The sequence below is a fragment of the Martinezella tropici genome (genome assembly GCF_008370325.1).
Classification (GTDB): domain Bacteria; phylum Pseudomonadota; class Alphaproteobacteria; order Rhizobiales; family Rhizobiaceae; genus Rhizobium; species Rhizobium tropici_B.
Window position 1 is genome coordinate 403925 of sequence record NZ_VNIP01000006.1, and the last position, 24768, is coordinate 428692.

24 protein-coding genes are annotated in these 24768 nt (G+C 59.4%); 17 read left to right on the forward strand and 7 right to left on the reverse strand.

The features are described from left to right. The first annotated feature begins 25 nt into the window (after window positions 1-25). Both FP026_RS10340 and FP026_RS10345 read left to right on the forward strand, forming a co-directional pair. Window positions 26-403, forward strand: a complete 378-nt coding sequence (locus FP026_RS10340; protein ID WP_149634528.1) for a hypothetical protein — start codon at window positions 26-28, stop codon at window positions 401-403. Between the two features lie 10 nt (window positions 404-413). Continuing rightward, complete coding sequence (locus FP026_RS10345; protein ID WP_149634529.1) at window positions 414-1244, forward strand: TrmH family RNA methyltransferase; 831 nt, start codon at window positions 414-416, stop codon at window positions 1242-1244. Window positions 1245-1253: 9 nt separating this feature from the next. On the opposite strand, the gene FP026_RS10350 is transcribed toward FP026_RS10345, so the two are convergent. Next, entirely contained in the window at window positions 1254-2462 is a 1209-nt protein-coding gene (locus FP026_RS10350) for a hypothetical protein (RefSeq protein WP_149634530.1), read from the reverse strand. Between the two features lie 185 nt (window positions 2463-2647). After that, window positions 2648-3259, reverse strand: coding sequence for a DUF1134 domain-containing protein (locus tag FP026_RS10355; RefSeq protein WP_149634531.1), 612 nt, complete (start codon window positions 3257-3259; stop codon window positions 2648-2650). 303 nt (window positions 3260-3562) lie between these two features. Here FP026_RS10355 and chpT point away from each other — a divergent pair, with 303 nt between their 5' ends. Both chpT and FP026_RS10365 read left to right on the forward strand, forming a co-directional pair. Continuing rightward, window positions 3563-4210 (forward strand): histidine phosphotransferase ChpT, encoded by a 648-nt coding sequence (gene chpT / locus FP026_RS10360; RefSeq protein ID WP_149634532.1) that lies wholly within the window; start codon window positions 3563-3565, stop codon window positions 4208-4210. A gap of 203 nt (window positions 4211-4413) precedes the next feature. Beyond that, window positions 4414-4776, forward strand: a complete 363-nt coding sequence (locus FP026_RS10365; protein ID WP_075851409.1) for a response regulator — start codon at window positions 4414-4416, stop codon at window positions 4774-4776. 139 nt (window positions 4777-4915) lie between these two features. Here the strand turns inward: FP026_RS10365 and ctrA are convergent, their stop codons facing one another. Then, the gene (ctrA, locus tag FP026_RS10370; RefSeq protein WP_004116994.1) at window positions 4916-5617 is read right to left on the reverse strand and encodes a response regulator transcription factor CtrA; all 702 of its coding nucleotides are present in this window, start codon (window positions 5615-5617) and stop codon (window positions 4916-4918) included. A gap of 441 nt (window positions 5618-6058) precedes the next feature. Between ctrA and FP026_RS10375 the strand changes: the two genes are divergently transcribed. Then, window positions 6059-6415: a flagellar export protein FliJ gene (locus FP026_RS10375; RefSeq protein ID WP_149634533.1), complete on the forward strand. Its 357-nt coding sequence runs from the start codon at window positions 6059-6061 to the stop codon at window positions 6413-6415. 232 nt (window positions 6416-6647) lie between these two features. Here FP026_RS10375 and FP026_RS10380 read toward each other — a convergent pair whose 3' ends face one another. The 3 genes from FP026_RS10380 to cysQ form a co-directional block, all read right to left on the reverse strand. Beyond that, entirely contained in the window at window positions 6648-6929 is a 282-nt protein-coding gene (locus FP026_RS10380) for a GNAT family N-acetyltransferase (protein WP_149634534.1), read from the reverse strand. Between the two features lie 235 nt (window positions 6930-7164). Beyond that, on the reverse strand, window positions 7165-7440 hold the full coding sequence (locus FP026_RS10385) for a DUF1153 domain-containing protein (RefSeq protein WP_004107124.1): 276 nt from the start codon (window positions 7438-7440) through the stop codon (window positions 7165-7167). 301 nt (window positions 7441-7741) lie between these two features. Further along, the gene (gene cysQ / locus FP026_RS10390) at window positions 7742-8536 is read right to left on the reverse strand and encodes a 3'(2'),5'-bisphosphate nucleotidase CysQ (protein ID WP_149634535.1); all 795 of its coding nucleotides are present in this window, start codon (window positions 8534-8536) and stop codon (window positions 7742-7744) included. Between the two features lie 326 nt (window positions 8537-8862). Here cysQ and FP026_RS10395 point away from each other — a divergent pair, with 326 nt between their 5' ends. From FP026_RS10395 to FP026_RS10450, 12 genes are all read left to right on the forward strand, one after another. Further along, window positions 8863-10116: a sarcosine oxidase subunit beta family protein gene (locus FP026_RS10395; RefSeq protein ID WP_149634536.1), complete on the forward strand. Its 1254-nt coding sequence runs from the start codon at window positions 8863-8865 to the stop codon at window positions 10114-10116. Between the two features lie 13 nt (window positions 10117-10129). After that, window positions 10130-10408: a sarcosine oxidase subunit delta gene (locus FP026_RS10400; protein ID WP_149634537.1), complete on the forward strand. Its 279-nt coding sequence runs from the start codon at window positions 10130-10132 to the stop codon at window positions 10406-10408. After that, entirely contained in the window at window positions 10405-13362 is a 2958-nt protein-coding gene (locus FP026_RS10405; RefSeq protein WP_149634538.1) for a sarcosine oxidase subunit alpha family protein, read from the forward strand. The genes FP026_RS10400 and FP026_RS10405 overlap by 4 nt, the downstream gene beginning before the upstream one ends. A 7-nt stretch (window positions 13363-13369) precedes the next feature. Further along, window positions 13370-13924, forward strand: a complete 555-nt coding sequence (locus tag FP026_RS10410; RefSeq protein ID WP_149634539.1) for a sarcosine oxidase subunit gamma — start codon at window positions 13370-13372, stop codon at window positions 13922-13924. A gap of 218 nt (window positions 13925-14142) precedes the next feature. Beyond that, window positions 14143-16569: a GcvT family protein gene (locus FP026_RS10415; protein ID WP_149634540.1), complete on the forward strand. Its 2427-nt coding sequence runs from the start codon at window positions 14143-14145 to the stop codon at window positions 16567-16569. 308 nt (window positions 16570-16877) lie between these two features. Further along, complete coding sequence (locus FP026_RS10420; protein WP_149634541.1) at window positions 16878-17780, forward strand: branched-chain amino acid ABC transporter permease; 903 nt, start codon at window positions 16878-16880, stop codon at window positions 17778-17780. Between the two features lie 4 nt (window positions 17781-17784). Beyond that, the gene (gene livM, locus FP026_RS10425; protein WP_149634542.1) at window positions 17785-19209 is read left to right on the forward strand and encodes a high-affinity branched-chain amino acid ABC transporter permease LivM; all 1425 of its coding nucleotides are present in this window, start codon (window positions 17785-17787) and stop codon (window positions 19207-19209) included. Next, entirely contained in the window at window positions 19209-20081 is an 873-nt protein-coding gene (locus FP026_RS10430; RefSeq protein ID WP_149634543.1) for an ABC transporter ATP-binding protein, read from the forward strand. The genes livM and FP026_RS10430 overlap by 1 nt, the downstream gene beginning before the upstream one ends. Then, window positions 20081-20809 (forward strand): ABC transporter ATP-binding protein, encoded by a 729-nt coding sequence (locus tag FP026_RS10435; protein ID WP_149634544.1) that lies wholly within the window; start codon window positions 20081-20083, stop codon window positions 20807-20809. Before FP026_RS10430 ends, FP026_RS10435 begins: the two co-directional genes overlap by 1 nt. A gap of 24 nt (window positions 20810-20833) precedes the next feature. After that, window positions 20834-21187 (forward strand): DUF6867 family protein, encoded by a 354-nt coding sequence (locus FP026_RS10440; RefSeq protein ID WP_149634545.1) that lies wholly within the window; start codon window positions 20834-20836, stop codon window positions 21185-21187. Between the two features lie 185 nt (window positions 21188-21372). Beyond that, window positions 21373-22494, forward strand: coding sequence for a branched-chain amino acid ABC transporter substrate-binding protein (locus tag FP026_RS10445; RefSeq protein ID WP_149634546.1), 1122 nt, complete (start codon window positions 21373-21375; stop codon window positions 22492-22494). Window positions 22495-22653: 159 nt separating this feature from the next. Further along, window positions 22654-23625, forward strand: coding sequence for a 2-hydroxyacid dehydrogenase (locus FP026_RS10450; RefSeq protein WP_149634547.1), 972 nt, complete (start codon window positions 22654-22656; stop codon window positions 23623-23625). Window positions 23626-23944: 319 nt separating this feature from the next. Here the strand turns inward: FP026_RS10450 and FP026_RS10455 are convergent, their stop codons facing one another. After that, entirely contained in the window at window positions 23945-24610 is a 666-nt protein-coding gene (locus tag FP026_RS10455; RefSeq protein WP_149634548.1) for a hypothetical protein, read from the reverse strand. Between the last annotated feature and the right edge of the window lie 158 nt (window positions 24611-24768).

Here is a 24768-nt window from a genome sequence, read left to right on the forward strand (position 1 = left end):
CTCTTCAGGAAGTAAGGACGCATCGATGACGAATCTCGAGCCAGACGATCAAGAGGAAAAGCCCCTCGATCCGGCCCTGGAGAAAGTCCGACGCAAGATGATCCGCCTGCAGATCGTCTCTGCGGCCGTCATGGTGGTGAGCCTTATGGCTGTCTTCGGTGCCGTTGTCTACAAGACGATGAAGCCAGTAGCGAAGCCTACAGGGCAGGCGGCCTCCGTCATCCCGTCCGATGCCCCGGTTGCCGTGACGGCATTGTTGCCGGCGGGTTTTGCCGTCCAATCCACGGCGCTGTCGGGCAACCAGATCCTGTTCTACGGCACGCTTGCCGGCGGCCAGCGCCAAGCCATCGTCTTCGACTACGGTATCGGCCGCATCGTCGCGACCATATCGCTGTCCAATTGACGGCCTGACGATGACGAGCGAGCGGCTCATCGAGATCACGCATCCCGACGATCCGCGTATCGCCGAATTCCGCAATATCCGTGAACGCGATCTGACGGGTCGCGAGAACCGTTTCATCGCGGAAGGGACCGTCGTGCTGCGGCTTCTCGCCGGCGCGCATGCGGCGGCTGGCGATTTCATCGCCGAGAAAGTGCTGCTGCTCAAAAACCGCGTTGCCGGCCTAAGCGACATCATCGGCGCCTTGCCGCCCGATGTCCCGGTCTATGTCGCGGCTGCCGAGGTGCTTGACGGCATTGTCGGCTTCCATCTCCATCGCGGTGTTCTGGCAATTGGACGCAGAACGGTGGAAGACGAGATGAGCGGCCTTCTCGATCGATTCCCGAAGCACGCGCTTGTGCTCGTCGGCTGCGGCATTTCCAATCACGACAATATGGGCTCCATGTTCCGCAATGCGGCGGCCTTCGGCGCGGACGCGGTGCTGCTCGACGAGAGCTGCTGCGATCCGCTCTATCGCAAGGCGCTGCGGGTTTCGGTTGGTTCGATCCTGACCGTTCCTTACCGCCGGCAATCGAGCAGCGTGGAACTGCTTACGGCGCTGGCCGAGCACGGCTTTGCCATTTGGAGCCTCTCGCCACGCGGGACGGTCGATATTCGCGACGTCGCGGCTTCGGAGCGCATGGCTCTTGTCGTCGGCACGGAAGGGGACGGCCTTCCGCAGAGCATCCTTTCCGCCTTCGGCAGCGTGCGCATCCCGCAGGCGCCGGGGCTGGACAGTCTCAACGTCGCGACCGCTAGCGGTATCGCGCTTTACGAGATGGCAGCAAAGAACGGGCGCATCTGACCGAGGCGGTCAGGGATGTTTCGGCAGCATGGCCGCGACGCGATCGGCAAGGCTGAGGCGCGCGCCCGGCTCGGCGGGTTCTCTATCCTTCGGCAGAAGATCGAAGATCGGGGAGCTATCGCCTTCCTTGAGCGCCGTCAGCGCCACCATATTGGCAGCGATCTTGGCAATCTCCTCGCGCATGGCATCATCATGCGCGGGCGAGCGGGTCTTTGCCAAGCGGTCGGAAAGAGCCGTAGCCCGGTTGCGGACCTCTTCCGTCATTTCGGCGATTTCGTCTTCCACTGTCCGTTCCGGTTCTGCCACTTGTGTCGGTTCTGCAGCCTTTATCTGGTCATCGGCGGTCGCGATCACCGAGGCAGCCGAAAGCTTCGGCGTTCTTGCCGGCTTTTTCGGCGGCGTAAGACCGGCGGCGCGCAGCGCCTTGCCGGCCTCCTTGGATTCCTTGACGGCGGTCTCGAGCCGCTCCCTCAGCCGGATGACATCCTGAGCTTGCCGCTCGATCGCGGTTTCCCTGTCGGCGCTGCCGGCGATCTCGCGATTGAGGCGCTCCTCGAGCCGCTTGTTCCTGTCGCTTTCTTGACGCAGCGACTGTCCGGCGTCCGCAGCGCGCAGGTTTGCTGCGCTCAGATCCTGGCGTAGCGTATCACGCTCGTCCCGCAATGTATTGATGCGCAGCTTCAGGCTTTCGATTTCGGTTTCGCGGGTTGCGAGGTCGATCCTGAGATTGTCCGTGTCGGCGGCCATCTTCGTCATCCGCTTGCGCAGCCCGTCGATATCGGCTTCCTTTTCGGCACTCGCCTGCTCGGCGGTATGGATGCCCGATTTGAGCTGGCTGATATAGCTCTCCTCGTGCCGCAGGCGAGAGCGCAGTTCGCCCGCCTCCGCTTCCAGATCGTCGATGCGCGTTTGCAGCTCAGCGCTTCCAGCGGAGAGGCGGCTCGCTTCTTGCTGAAGTTTGCCATTATGGATCTGCAGGGTAACGGTCTTGTCGCGTTCTTGGCTCAGGGCGTGTTCGGTTCTGGCGTTTTCGGCCGCAAAGAGGGCGCGCGCCATATCCTTCTGCGCGCGCACTTCCTGCGGGCTCAATGGCATAGTCGCCTTCAGGCGCTTTTCGGTGAACCAGACGATGCGGCGATGGATTGCCGGCGCGATGAGAAAGACCAGAAGAGCGGCCGTCAGAAAGCCCAATCCGAACAAGAGAGCAAATTGAATCACGACGCGGCCAGTATCCTGGAGTTATGTTCGATCTCGATAAAATGATTAATCATGGGTTAGCCATGCGGGCAAGCGTTTAACGCGGATATGGTTTATCGGCACAGGAGCGAATTTACGGAAAGAAAAGGCCCGCGATCTGCGCGGGCCAAGGCTGGGCTGCCTGGGAGACCATATGAGGCGCAGGATCAGAAAGGATTCCAGGTCGGGCTGGGCGTAACCTTCAGATAGCCGAGGTTGACGCCGAGGCGGGCGCCAAGGCCGGTGCGGATCGGCACGAGGACGATATTGTTGTTCTTCAGCACGGTCATGCCGAAGCCGGCAACCACGAAGGCCTGGCCGCTGACGCCGCCAAAGCGCGTATAGACGCTGTTGATGCTCGGCAGGTCGTAGACCAGCATCATGACGCGGGTGCCCTGGCCGCCATAGTCGAAGCCGAGCGACGGACCCTGCCAGTAGAGCGGATGCTCTCCGGCGTTCTTGGTGTTGAGCTGGCCCTCGCCGTAGGTCAGGCCAGCCAGGAAGGCACCGGAGCCTTCCTGGCCGAGGATGTAGCCATTCGGCAAGCCATATTGCTGGAAGGCCCGCTCGACCACCTTGGCGAGGCCGCCGCTGGTGGAGCCGAAGAAGGAATGGCCGGCATCGACGATTTCCTGCGCCGAATACTGATTGGTGGGCGCGGCAGAAGCCTGGCGAACCGGCAAGGCGAAGCTCACGAATGCGACAATGGCCAGGATCAGGCCGAGGCCGAGCGTCCTGGTGCCGGGACTTGGCATTCTCTTGAGGAGTTCATAGCGCATGAAAGTCATCCGTTCATCATGGTCGGTGCAACAGGGACGAATAAGCAACGCATTCGGCTGAATGCGCTACGCATGGCGCGCCCCATCTTCAGACCATTCCGCTCATCGATCGCAGGCCGATTCGCATGCGGAAAAGTCTGATGGTGATGAATGCATTTTGCGTTGATGGTCTTAACAATCGGTTTACCAAATATGGTGTCATTATGGCGCGCGGTACACTGGCTGCGACAACCCTCGGGCAACCTTACCGTGGCAACGTGGACTCGACTGCATTTTGCCTTGCCAGCATTCAGGAGACAATGAATGTCGAAGAACCCGAACCTCACCTTGACCGGACCTGATCTGGCCGCGCTGCTGTGCAGCCGCGTCTGCCATGATGTGATCTCTCCGGTCGGGGCGATTAACAATGGCCTGGAGCTGCTCGACGAGGGTGGTGCTGACGCCGATGCCATGGATCTGATCCGTACGAGCGCACTCAACGCGTCCGTCCGCCTGAAATTCGCGCGCCTTGCCTTCGGCGCTTCCGGCTCGGTCGGCGCCTCGATCGACACAGGCGAAGCGGAGCGGGCGGCCAAGGATTTTGCCGCCGCCGAGAAGAAGACCGAGGTCAACTGGATCGGTCCGCGCGCCATCATCGCCAAGAACCGCGTCAAGCTGTTGCTCAATCTCTTCCTGGTTGCCTATGGCGCTATTCCGCGCGGCGGCAACATCGACGTGACGCTCGAAAATCCGGAATTCGACGCCAAGTTCACGATTGCCGTCAAGGGGCGGCTGATGCGCGTGCCGCCGAAATTCGCCGAGATCTGCTCAGGCGCGCTCGAGGAGGCAATCGACGCCCATTCGATCCAGCCTTACTACACGGTTCTTCTTGCCGACGAGAGCGGTATGGAGCTTTCCTACAATGCGACGCCAGAGGAATTGACCTTCGTCGCGTCCATGGCGGCGCAATAAACGGATCGGTTCACCGGTGTCTTTCACCCGCGGTCGAGCATCGGCTGCGGGTTTATTTTTTCGTGCATTGAAAATTCTGTGCAATCTGGGGGTTGTCCGCTCAATTGATAATGTAGCGGTAACGAATCCTTAGCTTGCTGCTCCTATCGTTTCAATTTGAAGCCGGCATTGGATAATGGCGGCTGATGCCAGGGAGCTCATAGATGCAGCGGTTCATGATAACGGATACATCGGATGTCGTCAGAAAAGTCGGCAAACGAATCCTGTCGGAACTGGATTTTCTCGTGAGCGAAGCCGGGGATGCCCGTGAGGCGCTGATGCGCTGCCAGGCCGAAATCCCGGATTATCTGATCGTCGATGCCGGCATGGAAGGAGCGCTCGATCTCATCACCAGCATCCGCGCCATGCCCAATGGCAAGGATGTGAAGATCTATTATTGCGTTGTCGAGGCGGACCTTCGCAAACTGATGGCCGGAAAGCGCGCCGGCGCCACGGATTTTCTGCTGAAGCCTTTCGACCGCAAGATCCTGACGGCCATATTCGGCAATCGCGCTGCAGCCGCGTAATTTTAACCAGACATATCAAGCGGCGATAGCCGCCCTTCGAGGCGGCTGTTCTTCTGTGCTTCATTGGCAAAGCGCCAATAAAAAATCCCGCCTGAAGCGGCGGGATTTTTGTGTATCGGCGGTAAAGGTGGGGATGGGCTCAGGCGCTTTCGGCGAAATCGTTGCTATCGGGCTCGCGCAGCACATAGCCGCGGCCCCAGACGGTTTCGATGTAATTGGCGCCGCCGGCGGCGTTGGCCAGCTTCTTGCGGAGCTTGCAGATGAAGACGTCGATGATCTTCAGTTCCGGCTCGTCCATGCCGCCATAGAGATGGTTGAGGAACATTTCCTTGGTGAGCGTCGTGCCCTTGCGCAGCGAGAGCAGCTCCAGCATCTGGTATTCCTTGCCGGTCAGATGCACGCGCTGGCCGCCGACTTCGACGGTCTTGGCGTCGAGGTTGACGATGAGCTCGCCGGTCATGATCACCGATTGGGCATGGCCCTTGGAACGGCGAACGATGGCGTGAATGCGGGCGACCAGCTCGTCCTTGTGGAAAGGCTTGGTCATGTAGTCGTCGGCGCCGAAGCCGAGGCCGCGAACCTTGTCCTCGATGCCGGCCATGCCGGAGAGGATGAGGATCGGCGTCTTGACCTTCGAAAGGCGCAGGGTGCGCAGCACTTCGTAGCCGGACATATCGGGAAGGTTAAGATCGAGAAGAATGATGTCGTAGTCGTAAAGCTTTCCGAGATCGACGCCTTCTTCACCGAGATCGGTGGTGTAGACGTTGAAACTTTCGGATTTGAGCATCAATTCGATGCTCTGCGCTGTCGCGCTGTCGTCTTCAATGAGTAGAACCCGCATAATTGTCCCCTTTACCGCCGCCGAAAGGTCGTCAGCCCCCTTACGCGATACCGATCAAATCACTGGTTGATTTGGAAGCTGCCATGCAATGGTTAACAAATTCTGATTCACTCTGGCAAGTCGTATCGAATTTATTAAATAATTTTTCCATTGCACTGTTTTCCAACGACAATCAGTAAAATCTTCTCCTAAAGTATCGCATTAAGAACTCACGCCAAGTGATTCATCCGACTCATCAATGCCAACATGTCGAAATCCGACCACAACATTTACCGAGCCTTAAATCATTGCGCCTATCATTAACGATGCCCGTAAACGAAAGGTTACCAGCGGTAGGCTTTTATTAAGATCGCTGGAAATTTTTTTAACCAAGCCGTCTCAAAGTGGCCTGGCGGGCGGGAATATCGAGAGCCGGGGTCTCGCATCACGGGAGTAATGCGTATGAAGTCACGTGAGAGCCTTGTTCGCCTGAAAGAGTTTCAGGTGAACGAAAAACGCCGTCAGCTGCAGCAGTTGCAGATGATGATGGCGGAATTTGACCGCATGACGAAGGAACTGGAAAGCCAGATCGTGCTGGAAGAGAAGAAGTCCGGCATTTCCGATCCTAACCACTTTGCTTACCCGACTTTTGCCAAGGCGGCCCGCCAGCGCGCGGACAATCTGCAGGTGTCGATCCGTGAGCTGCAGGTTCAGGAAGAAACGCTGGAAAGTTCGCTTGAGGAAATGCAGGCGGAATATGCCAAGGCTGCCGCGCTCGAGGAGCGTGATGGTTTGGGTCCGGCGCGGGCACGCGCCTGACAACGCAAGTCCGTCGCCCTTTCGGGATCGGGTTAGCTTCATCCCGATATGAGGGTAATCTTCGCAATGCGGGAGATGCGACGGAGAGCGCATGAAAGCTGCGCATGACTGGCCGTGACAGGGCCGGCCATGCGCAGCTTTTGCGTTTTGAAGATTAATCCGTCCATCTGGACGGATTAAGGCCCACTCGGATCATTGCCGGAGCATATGCACGGTTGCTGTTGACGCTTATTTAGAGATTGACGACGTCACGCCAGTCATCATGGCGTTGTGCCTGCGCCTTGAAGAAGGGGCAGAGTGGGATGATCTTCCAGCCGCCGCGGCGCGCTTCCTCGACGGCGTGAAGCGCCAGCGCTTGGCCGACACCCTTGCCGCGCAGGGCATCCGGCACGCCGGTATGATCGATGATGATCAGCTTGGAGGAGGTGCGGGAAAACGTCATTTCCGCCTCGTGACCTTCGACGGTCGCGACATACCGGCCACCGGAGGCGTTGTTTTCATTGCGGATATCCATGATTTTTCCCTTATCACGTTGCAGATGAGGAGGATTGCATGCGCCCAGCGCGCTGCCAACTCCTGAATGATCTAGGAGAGATCAGTCTGCCGTCGAATGTTTTCAAGCGGCCTGTCGCTTACCCGATAATCGATAACCATTTTGCTTCGACGCTGGTCGCATCAAATAATTCGGGCCTCTTTGCAAGAAAGAGGCCCGAACACAAAGATCAATTAAGGTGGTGCTGTCGCTGCTGTCAGTGGCGATACTGCTGTATGCGGGTCGTCCGGAGGCCGGCAAGGCCATGGGTATTGATGGACGACTGCCAGGAGAGGAACTCTTCGACGGTCAACGTATAACGTTCGCAGGCTTCTTCCAAGCTGAGCAGACCACCACGCACGGCGGCGACAACCTCTGCCTTACGACGAATGACCCAGCGGCGCGTATTCGGCGGCGGAAGGTCTGCTATCGTCAGCGGGCTGCCATCGGGGCCGATGACATACTTCACTCGGGGACGTATCATTTCGGTCATTGGACTCTCTACACACACTCAAGACCACGAGAGGCACTCTATCTTGCCACATTTAAAAATTGCCTAAGCACATGGTAAGACTTTGCTAATAATTTTAACAAATGTGGCAGGCAGCTGATTTGCGTATGTCCTGCCTGAGCAAAATGCCCGAAAGCCCCTGTTATTTCAGGGGAAACCGCATTCATTCTATGATTTTTCGTCAGTAAAAACTTACGCTTCCGAGCCGAAATCGAGGAAGCTCATACGCTGCTCTCAGGCCGGGAACAGGCGCAAGAATTGTTTTTTACTTGCAAAAATAAACTTACGCCGACACGCCGCTCTTCTGTCCGCCCCAGCAGATGAAGTGCGGATTGGCGAAGTCGGCATCCTCGCTCTGGTCGGTCTTGCCATAGGTCAGAAGGCCGCCCTCGACGGTTACGGTCGTGCCGCCGGCGGCGCGTAAGACCGCATCTCCGGCGGCCGTATCCCATTCCATCGTACGGCCGAAGCGCGGATAGACGTCGGCCTTACCCTCGGCGAGCAGGCAGAATTTCAGTGACGAACCGATCGATGTGCAGCCGGAAACCGCGTTGTCGGTGAGAAAGCCTTCGGTTTTCGCGTTGCTGTTGCAGCGGCTTGCGAGCGCGGTCAGTTTGGCCGGGCGCTCACGCACGCCGATGGTCAAGCGATCGGAGATGGCAAAATGCTCATCGACGATCAGCTTGCGCGCCCTGCCGGGCTCGCCGGTAAAAGCTATCCCGAGTGCCGGTGCGTAGACAATGCCGATGATGGGAATACCGTTCTCGATATAGGCGATATTGACGGTGAACTCGTCTCGATGTTCGATGAATTCTCGGGTGCCATCGAGCGGATCGACCAGAAAGAAGGCGCGGCCTCGTACATCCGGGATCTTGCCAGCTGAAACCTGCTCTTCGGCAATGGCCGGGATATGCGGGAAATCGCGTTCGAGGTGCCTGAGAATGATGTTTTCGGCGCGCTCGTCGGCCAGCGTGACGGGGCTCATATCTTGCTTCAAGGCAACCGCATAGCCGGCACGATAGACCTCCAATATGGCCTTTCCTGCTTCGAGCGCCGCCTTTTCGAATGTTGCAAGCATCTGCTTCTTCGTCTTCCGCGCGATCCGCGCCTGAATCTCCGGACATTATATATAGGAAGTTGCGATTGCGAAGTTTAAACTTCCGATGCCCAGGTTCCTTCGCCTTAACGCGTGAGCGAAGGTTTAGCAACAGCGCTCCGCATGGCGTCCCGGACAGGCATGCTTTTCGGCAGGTCCGCGACGTATTCTTCCGGGAGCAGACACCGTCCGTCACTGCGCAATCGGAAAAGAACATATCCTGTTTGCGAAGCTTTTTCGTCCTTTCGGGACTTGTCGTTTTTATTGCATATGCGAATGTGCGGCCGGGTCGTGATCGGGATGAATGCATGCGTTATTCGGCTTATCAGCTTCTAAAACAGGCGTTTTCGGGCAATCGCCATTGGCAGCCGGTGTGGCGGACGCCGGAGCCGAAACCGCATTATGACGTGATCATTGTCGGCGGTGGCGGTCATGGGCTGGCGACGGCCTATTACCTCGCCAAGGAATTCGGCATCACCAACGTCGCGGTGCTGGAAAAAAGCTACATCGGCTCCGGCAATGTCGGCCGCAACACGACGATCATCCGCTCCAACTACCTGCTGCCCGGCAACGAGCCTTTCTACGAATTCTCGATGAAGCTCTGGGAAGGGCTGGAGCAGGATTTCAACTATAATGCCATGGTTTCCCAGCGTGGCATCGTCAATCTGTTCCATTCCGACGGCCAGCGCGATGCCTATGCCCGGCGCGGCAATGCCATGCGCATGCATGGCGTCGATGCGGAACTGCTCAAACGCGAGCAGGTTCGCCGGATGATGCCTTACCTGAACTTCGATCATGCGCGGTTTCCGATCCTCGGCGGTTTGCTGCAGAGGCGCGGCGGCACGGCGCGGCACGATGCGGTTGCCTGGGGCTATGCGCGCGGCGCCGACAGCCGCGGAGTCGATCTCATCCAGCAATGTGAGGTGATCGGCATCCGTCGCGACGAGGGCGGTGCTGTGACGGGGGTCGAAACGAACCGCGGCTTCATCGGCTGCAACAAGCTGGCGCTCGCGGCCGCCGGCCATACGTCGATCCTGGGTAACATGGCCGATCTGGAACTACCGATCGAAACGCATGTCCTGCAGGCCTTCGTTTCCGAAGGGCTGAAGCCCGTCATCGACAATGTCATCACCTATGGCGCGGGACACTTCTATATCTCGCAGTCCGACAAGGGCGGCTTAGTCTTCGGCGCCGATATCGACTACTACAGCTCCTATGCGCAGCGCGGCAATCTCGCCACCGTCGAGCATACGATGGAGGAGGGGGTGACGCTCATCCCCGGCCTTTCGCGCGTGCGCGTGCTGCGCACCTGGGGCGGCGTCATGGACATGAGCATGGACGGCTCGCCGATCATCGACCGTACCCCCATCGAAAATCTCTATCTGAACTGCGGCTGGAACTATGGCGGCTTCAAAGCGACACCAGCCTCGGGCTTCTGCTTCGCGCATTTGATCGCCAAGGGCGAAAGCCATGAGGTCAGCCGCCTTCTGCGTCTTGACCGCTTCGAGCGCGGCTTCGCGATCGACGAGAGCGGCAAGGGTCCGCAGTCGAACCTGCATTGAGGGCACAATACCAATGGCAAGCTTGATCAACTGCCCGCATTGCGGCGTGCGACCCAAGGAAGAATTCTCCATTCGCGGCACGGCTTCCGTCGTGCGCCCGGCGCCGGCGGCGCCGGATGAGGACTGGAACCGTTACGTCTTTATCCGCGACAATGAGCGCGGCCGGATAGAGGAATATTGGCATCACGGTGCCGGCTGTCGCCGCTGGCTGGTCGTCGAGCGCAGCAACGTCACTCACGAGATCTTTTCCGTTACCGATGCCGAGGACAAGGCGAAGGAGGCGGCACGATGACGGCCTATCGTCTGTCGACCGGCGGCCTCATCAATCGCAGCCGGCCGCTTTCCTTCCAGTTCGACGGCAGGGAGATGAAGGGTCTGGAGGGTGACACACTCGCCGCCGCGCTGCTCGCCAATGACCAGCTGCTGGTCGGCCGCAGCTTCAAATATCATCGGCCGCGCGGCATCCTGACGGCAGGATCGGCCGAGCCCAACGCACTTGTTACCATCGGCAAGGACGGCCGCACCGAGCCGAATACGCGCGCTACCGTCGCCGAACTCTATCAGGGCATGACGGCCGCGAGCCAGAACCGCTGGCCGTCGCTGAAGCACGATTTCGGCTCGATCAACAGCTTGCTTTCGCCCTTCCTCGGCGCGGGCTTCTACTACAAGACCTTCATGTGGCCCGCCGCCTTCTGGGAAAAGGTCTATGAGCCACTGATCCGGCGCGCCGCCGGCCTCGGCAAGGCGGTCATGCAGGCCGATCCAGACCGCTATGAAAAAGCCTGGGCGCATTGCGACTTGCTGGTCATCGGTTCCGGTCCGGCGGGCCTGACGGCGGCTCTGACCGCTGCCCGTGCGGGCTTGCGTGTCGTGCTGGCCGATGAGGGTTTCCGGTTTGGCGGCTCGCTGCTTTCGGAAAGGCTGACGATCGGCGGCGCTGCCGCTGACGTTTTCGTCCAGGCGACGCTTGAAGAGCTGCAGAGCTTCGAGAACGTTACCTTGATGCCGCGCACCACCGTGTTCGGCTGGTATGACGGCAATGTCTTCGGTGCCGTCGAGAAGGTGCAGAAGCATGTGGCGATGCCATCGGCCGATCTTCCCGTCGAGCGACTCTGGCGCATTGCCGCCAAGCGCGCCATCCTTGCCTCCGGCGCGGAGGAGCGACCGCTGGTGTTCGGCGGCAACGATCGCCCGGGCGTGATGATGGCCGGCGCCATGCGCAGCTATCTTAACCGCTATGGCGTTGTTGCCGGGCAGAAGGTTGCGGTCTTCACCAATGGCGGTTCCGGCTATCGCACGGCCGCCGATCTGGCTGCCGCGGGCGTCGAGATTTCGGCGATCCTCGATACACGTGCGGCATCGGATGATGCTGTCCCTCAGGGCGTTCGGGTGGTGCATGGAGCAACCGTGCATGCGACCAAAGGCAAGCACCGCATCAGCGGCGTCATCGCCGATCGCGGCGGACTGGATGAGCTGATTGCCTGCGATGCGCTCGCCATGTCGGGCGGCTGGTCGCCGATCATCCATCTTGCCTGCCAGCGCGGCGCCAAGCCGGTCTGGTCGGACGAAAGACAAGCCTTCATGGCGCCGCTCGTCGGCGGTGAATTGGAGATTGCCGGCTCGGCTGCCGGCATCGAGAGCGTTTCCGGCTGCCTCGCCGATGGCGCGCGAAAGGCGCTATTGGTCATCGAAAGCCTGGGCTGCGCGGCTCATGCGGAAGATTTGCCCGAGGTCGAGGGCGAATATGATCCGTCTTTCGCGGCGATCTGGCATGTGCCGGGCGCGAAGGACAAGGCATTCGTCGATTTTCAGAACGATGTCCATACTAAGGATCTTGGCCTCGCGCTGCGTGAAGGCTTCGGCCATGTGGAGCATGCCAAGCGCTATACGACCAGCGGCATGGCGACGGATCAGGGCAAGCTCGGCAATGTCAACGCGGCCGGCATCATTGCCGGTATGCGCGGTGTCAGCCCAGCTGCCGTCGGCACAACGACGTTCAGACCGTTCTATACGCCGGTTTCCTTCGGTGCCTTGGCGGGCACGGCGCGCGACAAGCATGCGCAGCCGGTTCGGGAATCGCCGCTGCATGGCTGGGCGAAGAAGAACGGCGCAACCTTCGTCGAGGCCGGCCTCTGGTATCGCTCGTCGTGGTTTGCCCGGCCGGGCGAGAAAGGCTGGCGCGACAGCGTCGACCGCGAAGTCCTGACCGTCCGCAATAATGTCGGGCTTTGCGACGTGTCGACGCTCGGCAAGATCGAGATTTTCGGCAAGGATGCGGCTGAGTTTCTTAACCGGCTTTATTCCAACGCTTTCCTGAAACTGCCGATCGGCAAGGCGCGCTACGGCTTGATGCTGCGCGAGGACGGCATGGTCTTCGATGACGGCACGACAAGCCGGCTGACACCGGATCATTTCTTCATGACGACCACGACGGCGATGGCCGGCGAGGTGATGACGCATATGGAATTCTGCGCTCAAACGCTTTGGCCCCAGCTCGACGTTCGTTTCGTTTCCTCTTCCGATCAATGGGCCCAGATGGCGATTGCCGGCCCCAAGGCGCGGTTGGTTCTGGAGCAGATCGTCGAGGATGATATTTCCGACGCGTTCTTCCCGTTCCTCGCTGCGGCCGAAGTCCTGTTGAAAGGCGGGTTGAGGGCGCGCTTGTTCCGCATCTCCTTCTCGGGCGAACTTGCCTACGAGCTTGCGGTGCCCGCCGGCTACGGCGAGGTTGTCGCGGATGCGATCATGGAAGCGGGCAAGGCGCATGGCATCTGCGCCTATGGCGTCGAAGCCCTTAACGTGCTGCGCATCGAGAAAGGCCATGTCACCCATAATGAGCTGGATGGCCGCACCACGCCCGACGATGTCGGGCTCGGACGGATGATGGCGGCGCAGAAGCCCGATTTCATCGGCAAGAGACTCTCCACCCGCTTTGGTCTGACGGCCGCCGATCGCGGGCAGCTCGTGGGCCTGAAGCCTCTCGATACGACGAAGGAGATCCATGCCGGCGCGCATCTTTTGAAGGAAGGCGCACGGCCATCCACCGTGAACGATCAGGGTCATGTCTCCTCGGCCTGCTTCTCGCCTGTCCTCGGCCATTCCATTGCTCTGGCCTTCCTGAAGTCGGGCAGGGAGCGCATCGGCGAGCATGTGGTCGTCTGGGACGGATTGCGCGGCGAGGAAGTGCCGGCGGAAGTCTGTAGTCCGGTCTTTGTCGATCCCGACAACAAGAAGCTTTTGGGGTGATGGATTGATGAGCGTCGCGTTTCAGAACAGGCACGTGCTGGAGGATCATATTTCGGGCTTCGAGGCCGCCGCCAACCCGAATCATCTTGTTGTCGTGCGCCGCCCCGCCATCTTCTCCGTGCTTGGCAGGGCCGGGGATCAGGATGGCGTTTTGGCAAGTCTGCAGGCGATCAAGGACGTATCCGTCCGCGACGTCGGACCGAGGGAATGGCTTGTCGTGTCGGAGGCGCTTGGCGCCGAGAGTGTGGCGCGGGATCTCTTCAAGCTCGATCCGGCCCGGCTTTCCTTTTTCGAGCAGAGCGACGGCCGTGTGCTGCTTCGCATTTCCGGTCCCAGCGTTCGTTGTATTCTCGCCAAATGCGTGGCCGTCGATCTGCATCCGCAGGTCTTTGCCGAGGGGCAGTCCGCGAGCATGCTGTGCTGCCATGTCGGCGCCAATGTCGCGCGCACCGGTCCCAACCGCTTCGAAATCATCGTGCCGCGCTCTTATGCCGGCCACGTGTTCGAAGAGATCATGGAGATGGGGCGGGAGTTCGCGCTGACGGCCGGTTTTGCCGACTGAAAAGCCCCTGACGGCCGAGGTTGAGCGCTTCACTGGCCGGCTTGTGCCGTCGATAGCCGATGGCGCGATCCGAACAATTGCGATGGCGCAAACAGACATGTCGGTTTCGCAGTTCGGGCTATTTGGCCTTCCGGATAGTCTCTAGGTTTCCTCTCAAATGCGGTCGGTCGCGCGGGAAGACACCCGGCGGCTTCGTGCCGAAAACAGGGGATTTCCAGATGAAAAGCCATGCCAAGGTCGTCGTCATCGGCGGCGGTGTCGTCGGGTGTTCGGTGCTCTACCATCTCAGCAAATTCGGCTGGACGGATGTGGTGCTGCTCGAGCGCTCCGAACTGACATCCGGCTCGACCTGGCATGCTGCCGGCGGCATGCATACGATCAACGGCGATCCGAATGTCGCCAAGCTGCAGAAATATACGGTCGAACTCTATAAGGAGATCGAGGAGTATTCGGGCCAGGATATCGGTCTGCACCTGACCTCCGGCCTGATGCTGGCGGCTACCCCGCAGCGCTTCGACTGGCTGAAGTCCATTCTTGCCAAGGGCCGCTACAATGGCCTGGAGGCGACGCTGCTGACGCCGAAGGAAGCGCATGAGATGATGCCGCTCCTCGATCCCGATCAGTTCGTCGGCGCGCTCTACGACCCCGTCGAAGGTCATCTCGACCCCTATGGCACCACGCATGCCTATGCCCGTTCCGCCAAGAGGAACGGCGCCGAAATCTATCTGCACACCAAAGTGGAAGAGCTGGTGCAGAGAGAGGATGGTTCCTGGCGCGTCATCACCAATCAGGGTGAGATCATCGCCGAGCATGTCGTCAACGCCGCAGGCCTTTGGGCGCGCGAGGTCGGCCGCATGGTGGGGCTGGAACTTCCGGTGCTTGCCATGGAGCACATGTATCTGATCACCGAAGACATGCCCGAGGTCATCGACTTCAACAAGACGACTGGCAAGGAGTTGATGCACTGCGTCGACTTCGATGGCGAGATCTATCTGCGCCAGGAGCGGCAGGGCATGCTGATGGGCACCTATGAAAAGGCATGCCGTCCATGGTCGCCGGTGACGACGCCGTGGGATTTCGGCCACGAGCTGCTGGCCGAGGATATCGAGCGCATCACGCCGGAGCTGGAAGTCGGTTTCCGCCATTTCCCGGCCTTCAACAATGCCGGTATCAAGCGGATCATCAACGGCCCGTTCACCTTCTCGCCGGATGGCAATCCGCTCGTCGGGCCGGTGCGCGGCTTGCGCAACTACTGGTCGGCTTGCGCCGTCATGGCCGGTTTCAGCCAGGGCGGCGGCGTTGGATTGGCGCTCGCCAACTGGATGATCTACGGCGATCCGGGTTTCGACGTCTTCGCAATGGATGTTTCCCGCTATGGCGACTACGCGACGCTCGCCTATACGAATGCGAAGGTACGCGAAAACTATGCGCGCCGCTTCTCGATCCGCTATCCGAATGAAGAGCTGCCGGCGGCGCGCCCGCTGCTGACGACCCCGATCTACGACAAGCTGAAACAAGCCGGCGGTGTCTTCGGCGCTTACTACGGCCTCGAGCAGGCTCTATGGTTTGCGCCGCAAGGCGAGGTCGATCAATTCTCCTGGCGCCGTTCCAACGATTTCGATGTCGTCGGTGCCGAAGCCAAGGCGGTGCGCGAGAGCGTCGGCCTGATGGAGACCTCGGGCTTTGCCAAATATTCGGTCAAGGGGCCGGGGGCGGAGACCTTCCTCGATAAGCTGCTGACCTGCCGCATTCCAGCCGTGGGCCGCATGACGCTGGCGCCGATGCTGAAGCACGACGGCAAGCTTATCGGCGATTTCACGCTGGCAAAGCTCGGCGAGGGGGATTTCCTTCTCATCGGCTCCGGTATCGCCGAGGCCTATCATATGCGCTGGTTCGAAAGCCTGCTGCCGAAGGACGGCTCGGTCGAACTGCAGGCTCTCGGCCTTTCGCTGCTTGGCCTGTCGATCGCTGGTCCGAATGCCCGCAAGCTCATGCAGAAGCTGACCCATCAGGATCTCTCCACCGCAGAGTTTCCCTTCATGTCGATCCGCCGCATGAATCTCGGCATGGCGCCGGCGATCGTCGGCCGGGTCTCCTACACGGGCGATCTCGGCTATGAGATCTGGATGAAGCCGGAATATCAGCGTTACATCTTCGACCTCCTGATGGAGGAGGGGGCCGAATTCGGCATCCGGCTCTTTGGTCTGAGGGCATTGAATGCGCTGCGTCTCGACAAATCCTATGGCAGCTGGGCGCGCGAATATCGCCCGCTTTACGGGCCGCTGGAAGCGGGACTGAACCGCTTCGTGGCGCTGTCCAAGGAGGCCGATTTCGTCGGCAAGGCGGCTGCAGCCAAGGATAAGGCGGAAGGCGGGATGCTGCGGTTGCGCACCTTCATTCTCTCGGCGAAGGACGCCGATGTCATCGGCGACGAGCCGATCTATCACAATGGCACCGTCTGCGGCTGGGTAACGTCAGGCGGCTATGCTCACGCCTCCGGCCTTTCGGTTGCCGTCGGCTATGTGCCGAAGGAAATCGCCGACGAAGCGCAGGGATGGTCGATCGAGTTGCTCGGCGAGCTTCTGACGGCAAAGCTGCAGGCCGAGCCGCTGTTCGATGCCGATGGTGCGCGCATGCGCGCCTGAAAGATGCCAGGTCATGTGGCAGCGGCGGCTCCTTGCGGGATCCGCCGCTGACGAAACCTTTTCAGCGCGAGCGCGGCACAAGATGATTTTGGCTATTTTTGTGCCAAGAGCTGCCGCTTTTGTGTCATTTTTGGTCGGATTCGCATCAGCGCACAGCGATTTGAAAAGAATTTGTCAATTTCTTGCCTTTTTGGCTTCACATTTCCTTCGAAAACAGTATGGAATCGCGGCCACGGGCCTTCGCGAAGGAACCTAAAAAAGTAATAAGAGATGTGGTGGATTGACGCCGCGTCCAGGGGAAATGACATATGGATTATTTTATCCAGCAGCTCTTAAACGGGCTGACTCTCGGGTCGATCTACGGCCTGATCGCCATTGGCTACACCATGGTTTACGGCATCATCGGCATGATCAATTTTGCCCACGGTGATGTTTTCATGCTCGGCGGTTTTGCCGCTCTGATCACCTATCTGGTTCTTGTTTCGCTCTTCGCAGGCTTGCCTGTAGCGATCATGCTGCTGGTCATGCTCATCGTCGCGATGCTGATGACGAGCCTTTGGAACTGGGTGATCGAGCGAGTAGCTTATCGGCCGCTGCGCGGTTCTTTCCGCCTTGCGCCGCTGATCACCGCAATCGGCATGTCGATCGTGTTGTCGAACTTCATCCAGGTCGCTCAGGGTCCGCGCAACAAGCCGATCCCGACACTGGTGGGTGATGTCTATAACTTCGGCGGCGTCTCGCTGTCCCTGAAGCAGATCATCATCTTCATTATCACCGTCGTGCTGCTTGCCGCCTTCTGGTACATCGTCAACAAGACGGCGCTCGGCCGCGCCCAGCGCGCCACCGAGCAAGACCGCAAGATGGCGGCGCTGCTCGGTATCAATGTCGACCGCACCATTTCCGTGACCTTCATCATGGGTGCGGCATTGGCTGCCGTCGCCGGCACGATGTATCTGATGTATTATGGCGTAGCCAACTTCGCGGACGGCTTCGTGCCGGGTGTCAAGGCCTTCACGGCGGCGGTTCTGGGCGGCGTTGGCTCGCTTCCGGGTGCTGTTCTCGGCGGCCTGATGATCGGCTTCATCGAGTCGTTCTGGTCTGGCAATTTTCCCATCGCGTATAAGGATGTCGCGACATACGGCATCCTGGCTTTCGTTCTGATCTTCAAGCCAACCGGTATTCTCGGGCGGCCGGAAGTCGAAAAGGTATAACGCCATGGCAAATTCAAACTTCGTTGCTGGCAAGACCGCACCCGGCCTTGTCAAGAAGGGGATTACGGACGCCCTCTGGACCGCCGTCATCGCCTTCGGCATGTTCGTCCTCTATATCGGTCTCAAGACCGATCAGAACATGGACAACAAGCTGATCATCGTGCAGCGCTGGGGCCTTTTGGCGATCATCGTTGCAATCGCCGCCGTCGGCCGCTTTATCATGACGGTCTTCGTTCAGCCTTATCTGGCTGCGCGAAAGGCCGCCAAGGCCAAGGTGGTTGAGGTGGAGGGCGAGCCCAGCTTTGCCGCCAGGCATTTCAACAAGATCGCGCTCGTGCTCCTGCTCATCTATCCGCTGGCGGCAGTGGCGATGCTAGGCCCGCAGGGATCGCTGACCTATGTCGACAATTTCGGCATTCAGATCCTCATCTACGTGATGCTCGCCTGGGGTCTGAACATCGTTGTCGGCCTAGCCGGCCTACTCGACCTCGGTTATGTCGCTTTCTACGCGGTGGGCGCCTATTCCTACGCGCTGTTGTCGATGCATTTCGGCCTGTCCTTCTGGCTGCTTCTGCCGATATCGGGCCTTCTTGCAGGGCTCTGGGGCATGATCCTGGGCTTTCCGGTCCTGCGCCTGCGAGGTGACTATCTGGCGATCGTCACGCTGGCCTTCGGCGAAATCATCCGCATCGTGCTGACCAACTGGACCGATGTGACGCAGGGCAGCTTCGGCATCTCCAACATCACCAAAGCGTCGCTCTTCGGCTTCTATACCTTCGATATGAAGGATCCGCACAACTTCGTCCGTAGCTTCGGCCTGCCGATCTCGTCAGCCTGGTACAAGATCTTCCTGTTCTACGTTATCCTGTTGCTCTGCATGCTGACCGCTTATGTCACCATCAGGCTGCGCCGCATGCCGATCGGACGTGCTTGGGAAGCGCTGCGCGAGGATGAAATCGCCTGCCGCTCGCTCGGCATCAATACGGTGACGACGAAGCTCACGGCTTTTGCCACCGGCGCGATGTTCGGCGGCTTTGCCGGCTCCTTCTTTGCTGCGCGTCAGGGTTTCGTCTCGCCGGAATCCTTCGTCTTCCTCGAATCCGCCGTGATCCTCGCCATCGTCGTTCTCGGCGGCATGGGATCACTCAAGGGCATCGCGATCGCCGCGATCGCCATGGTCGGTGGCACCGAGCTGCTGCGCGACATGGATTTCCTGAAGACCGGTCTGGTCATATTCAACAGGACCATCATTCCCGGTTTCGGGCCGGACTTCACTCCGGAACTATACCGCATGCTGATTTTCGGCCTCGCCATGGTGGTCGTGATGATCTTCAAGCCGCGCGGCTTTGTCGGTACGCGTGAGCCGACCGCCTTCCTCAAGGAGCGAAAAGCGATCTCCGGCAGCTTTACCAAGGAGGGCCACGGCTGATGAACGCTGTGACCGCGACCCCCAACGACATCCTGCTGAAGGTCGATCACCTGTCGATGAAGTTCGGCGGCCTGATGGCGATCAACGACTTCTCCTTCGAGGCGAAGCGCGGCGACATCACGGCGCTGATCGGCCCGAATGGCGCTGGCAAGACCACCGTGTTCAACTGCATCACCGGCTTCTACAAGCCGACGATGGGTATGATCACGCTCCAGCAGAACAGCGGCAAGGAATACCTCCTGGAACGGCTTCCGGATTTCCGGATCACGCGCGAGGCCAAGGTGGCGCGTACCTTCCAGAACATCCGCCTGTTTTCGGGTCTTACCGTGCTCGAGAACCTGCTGGTGGCGCAGCACAACAAGCTAATGCGCGCCTCCGGCTATACGATCCTCGGCCTGCTCGGGATCGGCCGGTACCGCAGCGAAGCGAAGAACGCGATCGAGCTTGCGCGCTTCTGGTTGGAAAAGGCTGATCTCATCGATCGGGCCGACGATCCCGCCGGCGATCTCCCCTACGGTGCGCAACGCCGTCTGGAGATTGCCCGCGCCATGTGCACCGGCCCGGAGCTTCTTTGCCTCGACGAGCCGGCCGCTGGTCTTAACCCGCGCGAATCCCTGGTTCTCAATGAGTTTCTGCGCAGTATCCGCAAGGATATCGGCACGTCGATCCTGCTGATCGAACACGACATGTCGGTGGTCATGGAAATTTCCGATCATGTCATCGTCCTCGAATACGGACAGAAGATCGCCGACGGTACGCCGAATGAGGTCAAGAACGATCCGAGGGTGATCGCCGCCTATCTGGGTGTCGAGGATGAGGAAGTGGAAGAGGTGATTGCCGAAGTCGAACACCTCCAAGAGGGTGAAAATTGATGGCGGGGCAACCACTTCTGAAGGTCGCGGGTGTCGAAACCTATTACGGCAATATCCGCGCGCTTGCCGGCGTCGATGTCGAAGTCAACAGCGGCGAGATCGTCAGCCTGATCGGTGCCAACGGTGCCGGAAAATCGACGCTGATGATGACGATCTGCGGCAGCCCGCAGGCCCGTACCGGATCGATCACCTTCGACGGCCGGGATATCACCCGCATGCCGACGCACGAGATCGCGCGGCTTCGCATCGCCCAGTCGCCCGAAGGCCGGCGCATCTTTCCGCGCATGACGGTCTACGAAAACCTGCAGATGGGCGCGAGCCTCGACAAGCTCAAACATTTCAACGAGGACGTCGAGAAGATCTTCACGCTGTTTCCGCGCCTCAAGGAACGCCAGTCGCAGCGCGGCGGTACGCTTTCGGGCGGCGAGCAGCAGATGCTCTCGATCGGCCGCGCGCTGATGGCACGTCCGAAGCTGCTGCTGCTGGACGAGCCGTCGCTCGGTCTTGCGCCCTTGATCGTCAAGGGCATCTTCGAGGCCATCAGGGTCCTGAACCAGACCCAGGGGCTGACCGTGTTCCTCGTCGAGCAGAATGCCTTTGCGGCGCTGAAGCTTTCAGACCGCGCCTATGTGATGGTCAACGGCCGGGTGACGATGAGCGGTTCGGGCAAGGAACTGCTCGCCAATCCGGAAGTGCGCACCGCCTATCTCGAAGGCGGACATCATTGAGTTTCGTTTCGCGGAGAATTTGAGATGCAGGGACTTCTCTTCGACACCGATAGCGGCGGCCGGATGATCATTCGCGCAGTTATCGTCATTCTCGGCTTCTGGACCGCATGGCGCGCAGGCCGCGCCGTCGCCTCCAACTGGGGAACCTATCCGCTTGTCGTCATCTACAGCTTTCTGATCGGCCTCGGCCTGCAGTTTCTGCACCATGCGCTGTTCAATGGCCCGGTGTTCGACGTCATCATCTACATCATCGACGTCGTGCTTCTGCTCGTCTTTGCGACGGCGGCATATCGGTATCGACGTACCAACCAGATGGTGAATAATTATTACTGGCTCTATGAAAAGACCTCGGCCTTTTCTTGGAAGAAGAAGAATTGACAGCGTGCTGAAACTAGGCACAGTCTGTATGCAGAAGTTGCGTTATCCTGCCTCATAAAAACAAAAGACCGACGGCAGGATCATGCTTCCAAAGTTCGGAATACAAGCTTTACCGGCGTGATGATTGGTGGGTATCGCGCAGGGCGAATCAAACGGAACCCGCTTAAAAAATTGGGAGTAACAATATGAAGAAGTATCTTCTGTCGGCGGTGGCTCTGTCGGCGATGATCGCATTCGGCGGCGTTGCCAAGGCCGACATCATTGTTGGCGTTGGCGGTCCTTTGACAGGCCCGAATGCTGCGTTTGGCGCGCAGCTCCAGAAGGGTGCGGAGCAGGCTGCTGCCGATATCAATGCGGCTGGCGGCATCAACGGGGAAAAGATCAAGATCGAACTCGGCGACGACGTCTCCGACGCCAAGCAGGGCGTTTCGGTCGCCAACAAATTCGTTGCTGACGGCGTCAAGTTCGTCGTCGGTCACTTCAACTCGGGTGTCTCCATCCCGGCCTCGGAAGTCTACGCCGAAAACGGCATTCTGCAGATCACTCCCGCCTCGACCAATCCGAAGTTCACCGAACGCGGCCTGTGGAACACCTTCCGTACCTGCGGTCGCGACGACCAGCAGGGCGAAGTCGCCGGCAAGTATATCTCCGACAACTTCAAGGGCGCCAAGGTTGCTGTCGTTCATGACAAGACCCCGTATGGTCAGGGTCTTGCCGACGAAACCAAGAAGAACCTCAACGCTGCTGGCGTGAAGGAAGTTCTTTATGAAGGCATCACCCCCGGCGACAAGGACTACTCCGCCCTCATCGCCAAGATGAAGCAAGCTGGCGTCGACTTCGTCTATTACGGCGGTCTGCATACCGAAGCCGGCCTCATCATGCGTCAGATGGCCGACCAGGGCGTAAAGGCTCACTTCATGTCGGGTGATGGTATCGTCTCGAACGAATTGGCTTCGATCGCCGGCGACGCAGTTGACGGCACGCTGATGACCTTCGCACCGGATCCGCGCAAGAACCCGGCTTCCGCCGATCTCGTCGCCAAGTTCCGCGCTGCAGGCTACGAGCCGGAAGGCTACACGCTCTACTCCTACTCGGCTCTGCAGGTTATCGCTGCCGCTGCCAAGGCTGCCGGTTCCAACGATCCGATGGCTGTTGCGGATGCGCTGAAGGCAAAGGGTCCGTTCAAGACCGCCATCGGCGACCTCGGCTTCAACGCCAAGGGCGATATCACCCGTCCGGACTACGTCATGTACAAGTGGGCCAAGGGCTCCGACGGCAAGTACAACTACGACGAAATCTCGAAGTAATCTTTGCATTGCCTTTTCAGGCATTGCTGCTGATCTGAGGAGCCCGGCCATCGGCCGGGCTTTTCTCATGCCGTTTCCATAGCCGCAAAGTCGGTTCGCCGTTCCCTTCGCGCAGAAGCTGCTTTAAATCTGCCTTTGTATCGGCAGGAGGAAGGCAGCATGAGCAAACCCCGTATTCTCGTTACAAGGCGCTGGCCGGCCGCGGTCGAGGCCGTGCTCTCGGAGCGTTTCGATGTCACGCTGAACGAGGACGACGTCGCGCTCGATTTGGCGCAGTTGCGCGAAGCGCTGCTGACCTATGACGCGGTTCTCCCGACCGTGTCCGACAAGCTTCCGGCCGATCTTTTCGAAGGCCAGGCGATCCGCACAAGGATCCTCGGCAATTTCGGTGTCGGCTTCAATCACATCGATGTCGCCGCCGCCAAGGAAAAGGGCATCGTCGTCACCAATACGCCGGGCGTGCTGACGGACTGCACGGCCGATATCGCCATGCTGCTCCTGCTTTCCGTTGCCCGGCGCGGCGGAGAAGGGGAGCGCGAGCTCAGGGCCGGGGCATGGACCGGCTGGCGGCCGACGCATCTCGTCGGCACCAAAGTCACCGGCAAGACAGTTGGCATCATCGGCTTCGGCCGCATTGGCCGTGCATTTGCCCAGCGCTGCCATTTCGGCTTCGGCATGGATGTCGTCTTCTACAATCGCTCGGCCGTCGATCAGATGGAGGCCGCGCGCTATGGCGCCATGCAACTACAGAGGGTGGAGGATGTTCTCGAGGTCTCGGACTTCGTCTCCCTTCATTGCCCCGGTGGTGCCGAAAACCGCCACCTGATGAATGCGACCCGCTTCGCAGCCATGAAACCCGGCGCCTTCCTGATCAACACGGCAAGGGGAGATGTCGTCGACGAGGCGGCGTTGATTTCTGCGCTGGAGCAGGGGACGATCCGCGGCGCCGGCCTCGACGTCTATGAGGCCGAGCCGCATGTTCCCGAGCGCCTGCGGGCGATGGACAATGTCGTGCTCCTGCCGCATCTTGGCAGTGCCACCAAAGAGACGCGCACCGCCATGGGCATGAAAGTGGTGGACAATATCACTGCCTTCTTTGCCGGGCACCAGCCGCCGGATCGGGTTGCCTAGAATCCTTCGCCCCGCAATGCGGGGAGAAGGTGGTCGAGAGCTATTTAGCAAAGCGAAATGGCGATCGGTCGGATGAGGGGCTTTTTTGAGGATTGCCGCGCAAATAGAGTATCACCATGACATAGCAATGCCGTTTCACTTCATCGATGAAGGGCAGGAGAGACCATCATTGTCGAGATTATATGCCTGGCCCCTCACCCTAGGACAAACTTGTCATGGCGTCGTGACATCCGTCTTTAATGCAACTTGTCTGCCGCCGCGCGGCTGCGTCCGGTGAAGAAGATCATGAAGTGCTTCTTCATCGACACGGCAGCGTGGCCTACTCGAGCTCTGTATGCCAGGTGCCGTTAGCATTCAGCGTGACCATGCAAGTGGTGTAGCCAGTGCTGAAATCGGCAAGAGCCGCATTTACGGCTGACTGGGTAAAATCGATCACGGTACCCTCCGTATAGGAGCCGGTCTGGACATAATATTTCAGGATCGGCTGGCAATCGGTATTGCTGAGCGGGTTTGCCTGCACGAAGTTGGACAGAACTAAGCCGCCGTTGACTTCAACCGTCGAGCCAACATTGTAGTAGGGCGGCGTGGTGAAGCCTGGTGTGCTGATGCGGAAGGCTCCAGGCTCCACGTCTGAGCTGTTGATCGGCGTAGAAAGCCCCAGCGGTGAAAACGTCGCCGTCGTCCAGTCGTTCGGCGAACCGCTGCCGCTCGGAGCAAGATCGATAGCGCGGCTCGCGCTCGCGTAGCCGGAAGGGGATCCGATCACGGGCGGCGTGTTCGTCTGCTGAATGCCGGCATAACATTGCAGATGGACCTGGAAGGTCAGGGTCGCGCCCGTGGCGTCGTAGTTGCCGAGGGATTGCGAAAAGAGGCTGTTCGAATAGGCCTGCCCACCACCAGTGTAAGTGGCCAGCTGCTGAAAGAAGTAGAAGTTCTGCGTCTGGGGCTCCAGGTTCTTCACGTAGATGGTCAGCAATATAGACATGGTCGATAACCCTTCTCCGTTGAGATGAAACAAAGGGCCTCTCCCGCAGCCGAGCCAGAATGAGCTGGCCGTCCGATGTCATCGCCATGTTTGAAACCCTGACGAGAAAGATCTTATAAAGGCATAATTTAATCAATCTAAGACTGTTGGCTGCAGAT

Bases quoted from the DNA above. Each gene is read 5' to 3' on its own strand.
- FP026_RS10340 (WP_149634528.1), top strand. From the start codon at position 26: ATGACGAATCTCGAGCCAGACGATCAAGAGGAAAAGCCCCTCGATCCG.
- FP026_RS10345 (WP_149634529.1), top strand. From the start codon at position 414: ATGACGAGCGAGCGGCTCATCGAGATCACGCATCCCGACGATCCGCGT.
- FP026_RS10355 (WP_149634531.1), bottom strand. From the start codon at position 3,259: ATGCGCTATGAACTCCTCAAGAGAATGCCAAGTCCCGGCACCAGGACG.
- chpT (WP_149634532.1), top strand. From the start codon at position 3,563: ATGTCGAAGAACCCGAACCTCACCTTGACCGGACCTGATCTGGCCGCG.
- FP026_RS10365 (WP_075851409.1), top strand. From the start codon at position 4,414: ATGCAGCGGTTCATGATAACGGATACATCGGATGTCGTCAGAAAAGTC.
- ctrA (WP_004116994.1), bottom strand. From the start codon at position 5,617: ATGCGGGTTCTACTCATTGAAGACGACAGCGCGACAGCGCAGAGCATC.
- FP026_RS10375 (WP_149634533.1), top strand. From the start codon at position 6,059: ATGAAGTCACGTGAGAGCCTTGTTCGCCTGAAAGAGTTTCAGGTGAAC.
- FP026_RS10380 (WP_149634534.1), bottom strand. From the start codon at position 6,929: ATGGATATCCGCAATGAAAACAACGCCTCCGGTGGCCGGTATGTCGCG.
- FP026_RS10385 (WP_004107124.1), bottom strand. From the start codon at position 7,440: ATGACCGAAATGATACGTCCCCGAGTGAAGTATGTCATCGGCCCCGAT.
- cysQ (WP_149634535.1), bottom strand. From the start codon at position 8,536: ATGCTTGCAACATTCGAAAAGGCGGCGCTCGAAGCAGGAAAGGCCATA.
- FP026_RS10395 (WP_149634536.1), top strand. From the start codon at position 8,863: ATGCGTTATTCGGCTTATCAGCTTCTAAAACAGGCGTTTTCGGGCAAT.
- FP026_RS10400 (WP_149634537.1), top strand. From the start codon at position 10,130: ATGGCAAGCTTGATCAACTGCCCGCATTGCGGCGTGCGACCCAAGGAA.
- FP026_RS10405 (WP_149634538.1), top strand. From the start codon at position 10,405: ATGACGGCCTATCGTCTGTCGACCGGCGGCCTCATCAATCGCAGCCGG.
- FP026_RS10410 (WP_149634539.1), top strand. From the start codon at position 13,370: ATGAGCGTCGCGTTTCAGAACAGGCACGTGCTGGAGGATCATATTTCG.
- FP026_RS10415 (WP_149634540.1), top strand. From the start codon at position 14,143: ATGAAAAGCCATGCCAAGGTCGTCGTCATCGGCGGCGGTGTCGTCGGG.
- FP026_RS10420 (WP_149634541.1), top strand. From the start codon at position 16,878: ATGGATTATTTTATCCAGCAGCTCTTAAACGGGCTGACTCTCGGGTCG.
- livM (WP_149634542.1), top strand. From the start codon at position 17,785: ATGGCAAATTCAAACTTCGTTGCTGGCAAGACCGCACCCGGCCTTGTC.
- FP026_RS10430 (WP_149634543.1), top strand. From the start codon at position 19,209: ATGAACGCTGTGACCGCGACCCCCAACGACATCCTGCTGAAGGTCGAT.
- FP026_RS10435 (WP_149634544.1), top strand. From the start codon at position 20,081: ATGGCGGGGCAACCACTTCTGAAGGTCGCGGGTGTCGAAACCTATTAC.
- FP026_RS10440 (WP_149634545.1), top strand. From the start codon at position 20,834: ATGCAGGGACTTCTCTTCGACACCGATAGCGGCGGCCGGATGATCATT.
- FP026_RS10445 (WP_149634546.1), top strand. From the start codon at position 21,373: ATGAAGAAGTATCTTCTGTCGGCGGTGGCTCTGTCGGCGATGATCGCA.
- FP026_RS10450 (WP_149634547.1), top strand. From the start codon at position 22,654: ATGAGCAAACCCCGTATTCTCGTTACAAGGCGCTGGCCGGCCGCGGTC.
- FP026_RS10455 (WP_149634548.1), bottom strand. From the start codon at position 24,610: ATGTCTATATTGCTGACCATCTACGTGAAGAACCTGGAGCCCCAGACG.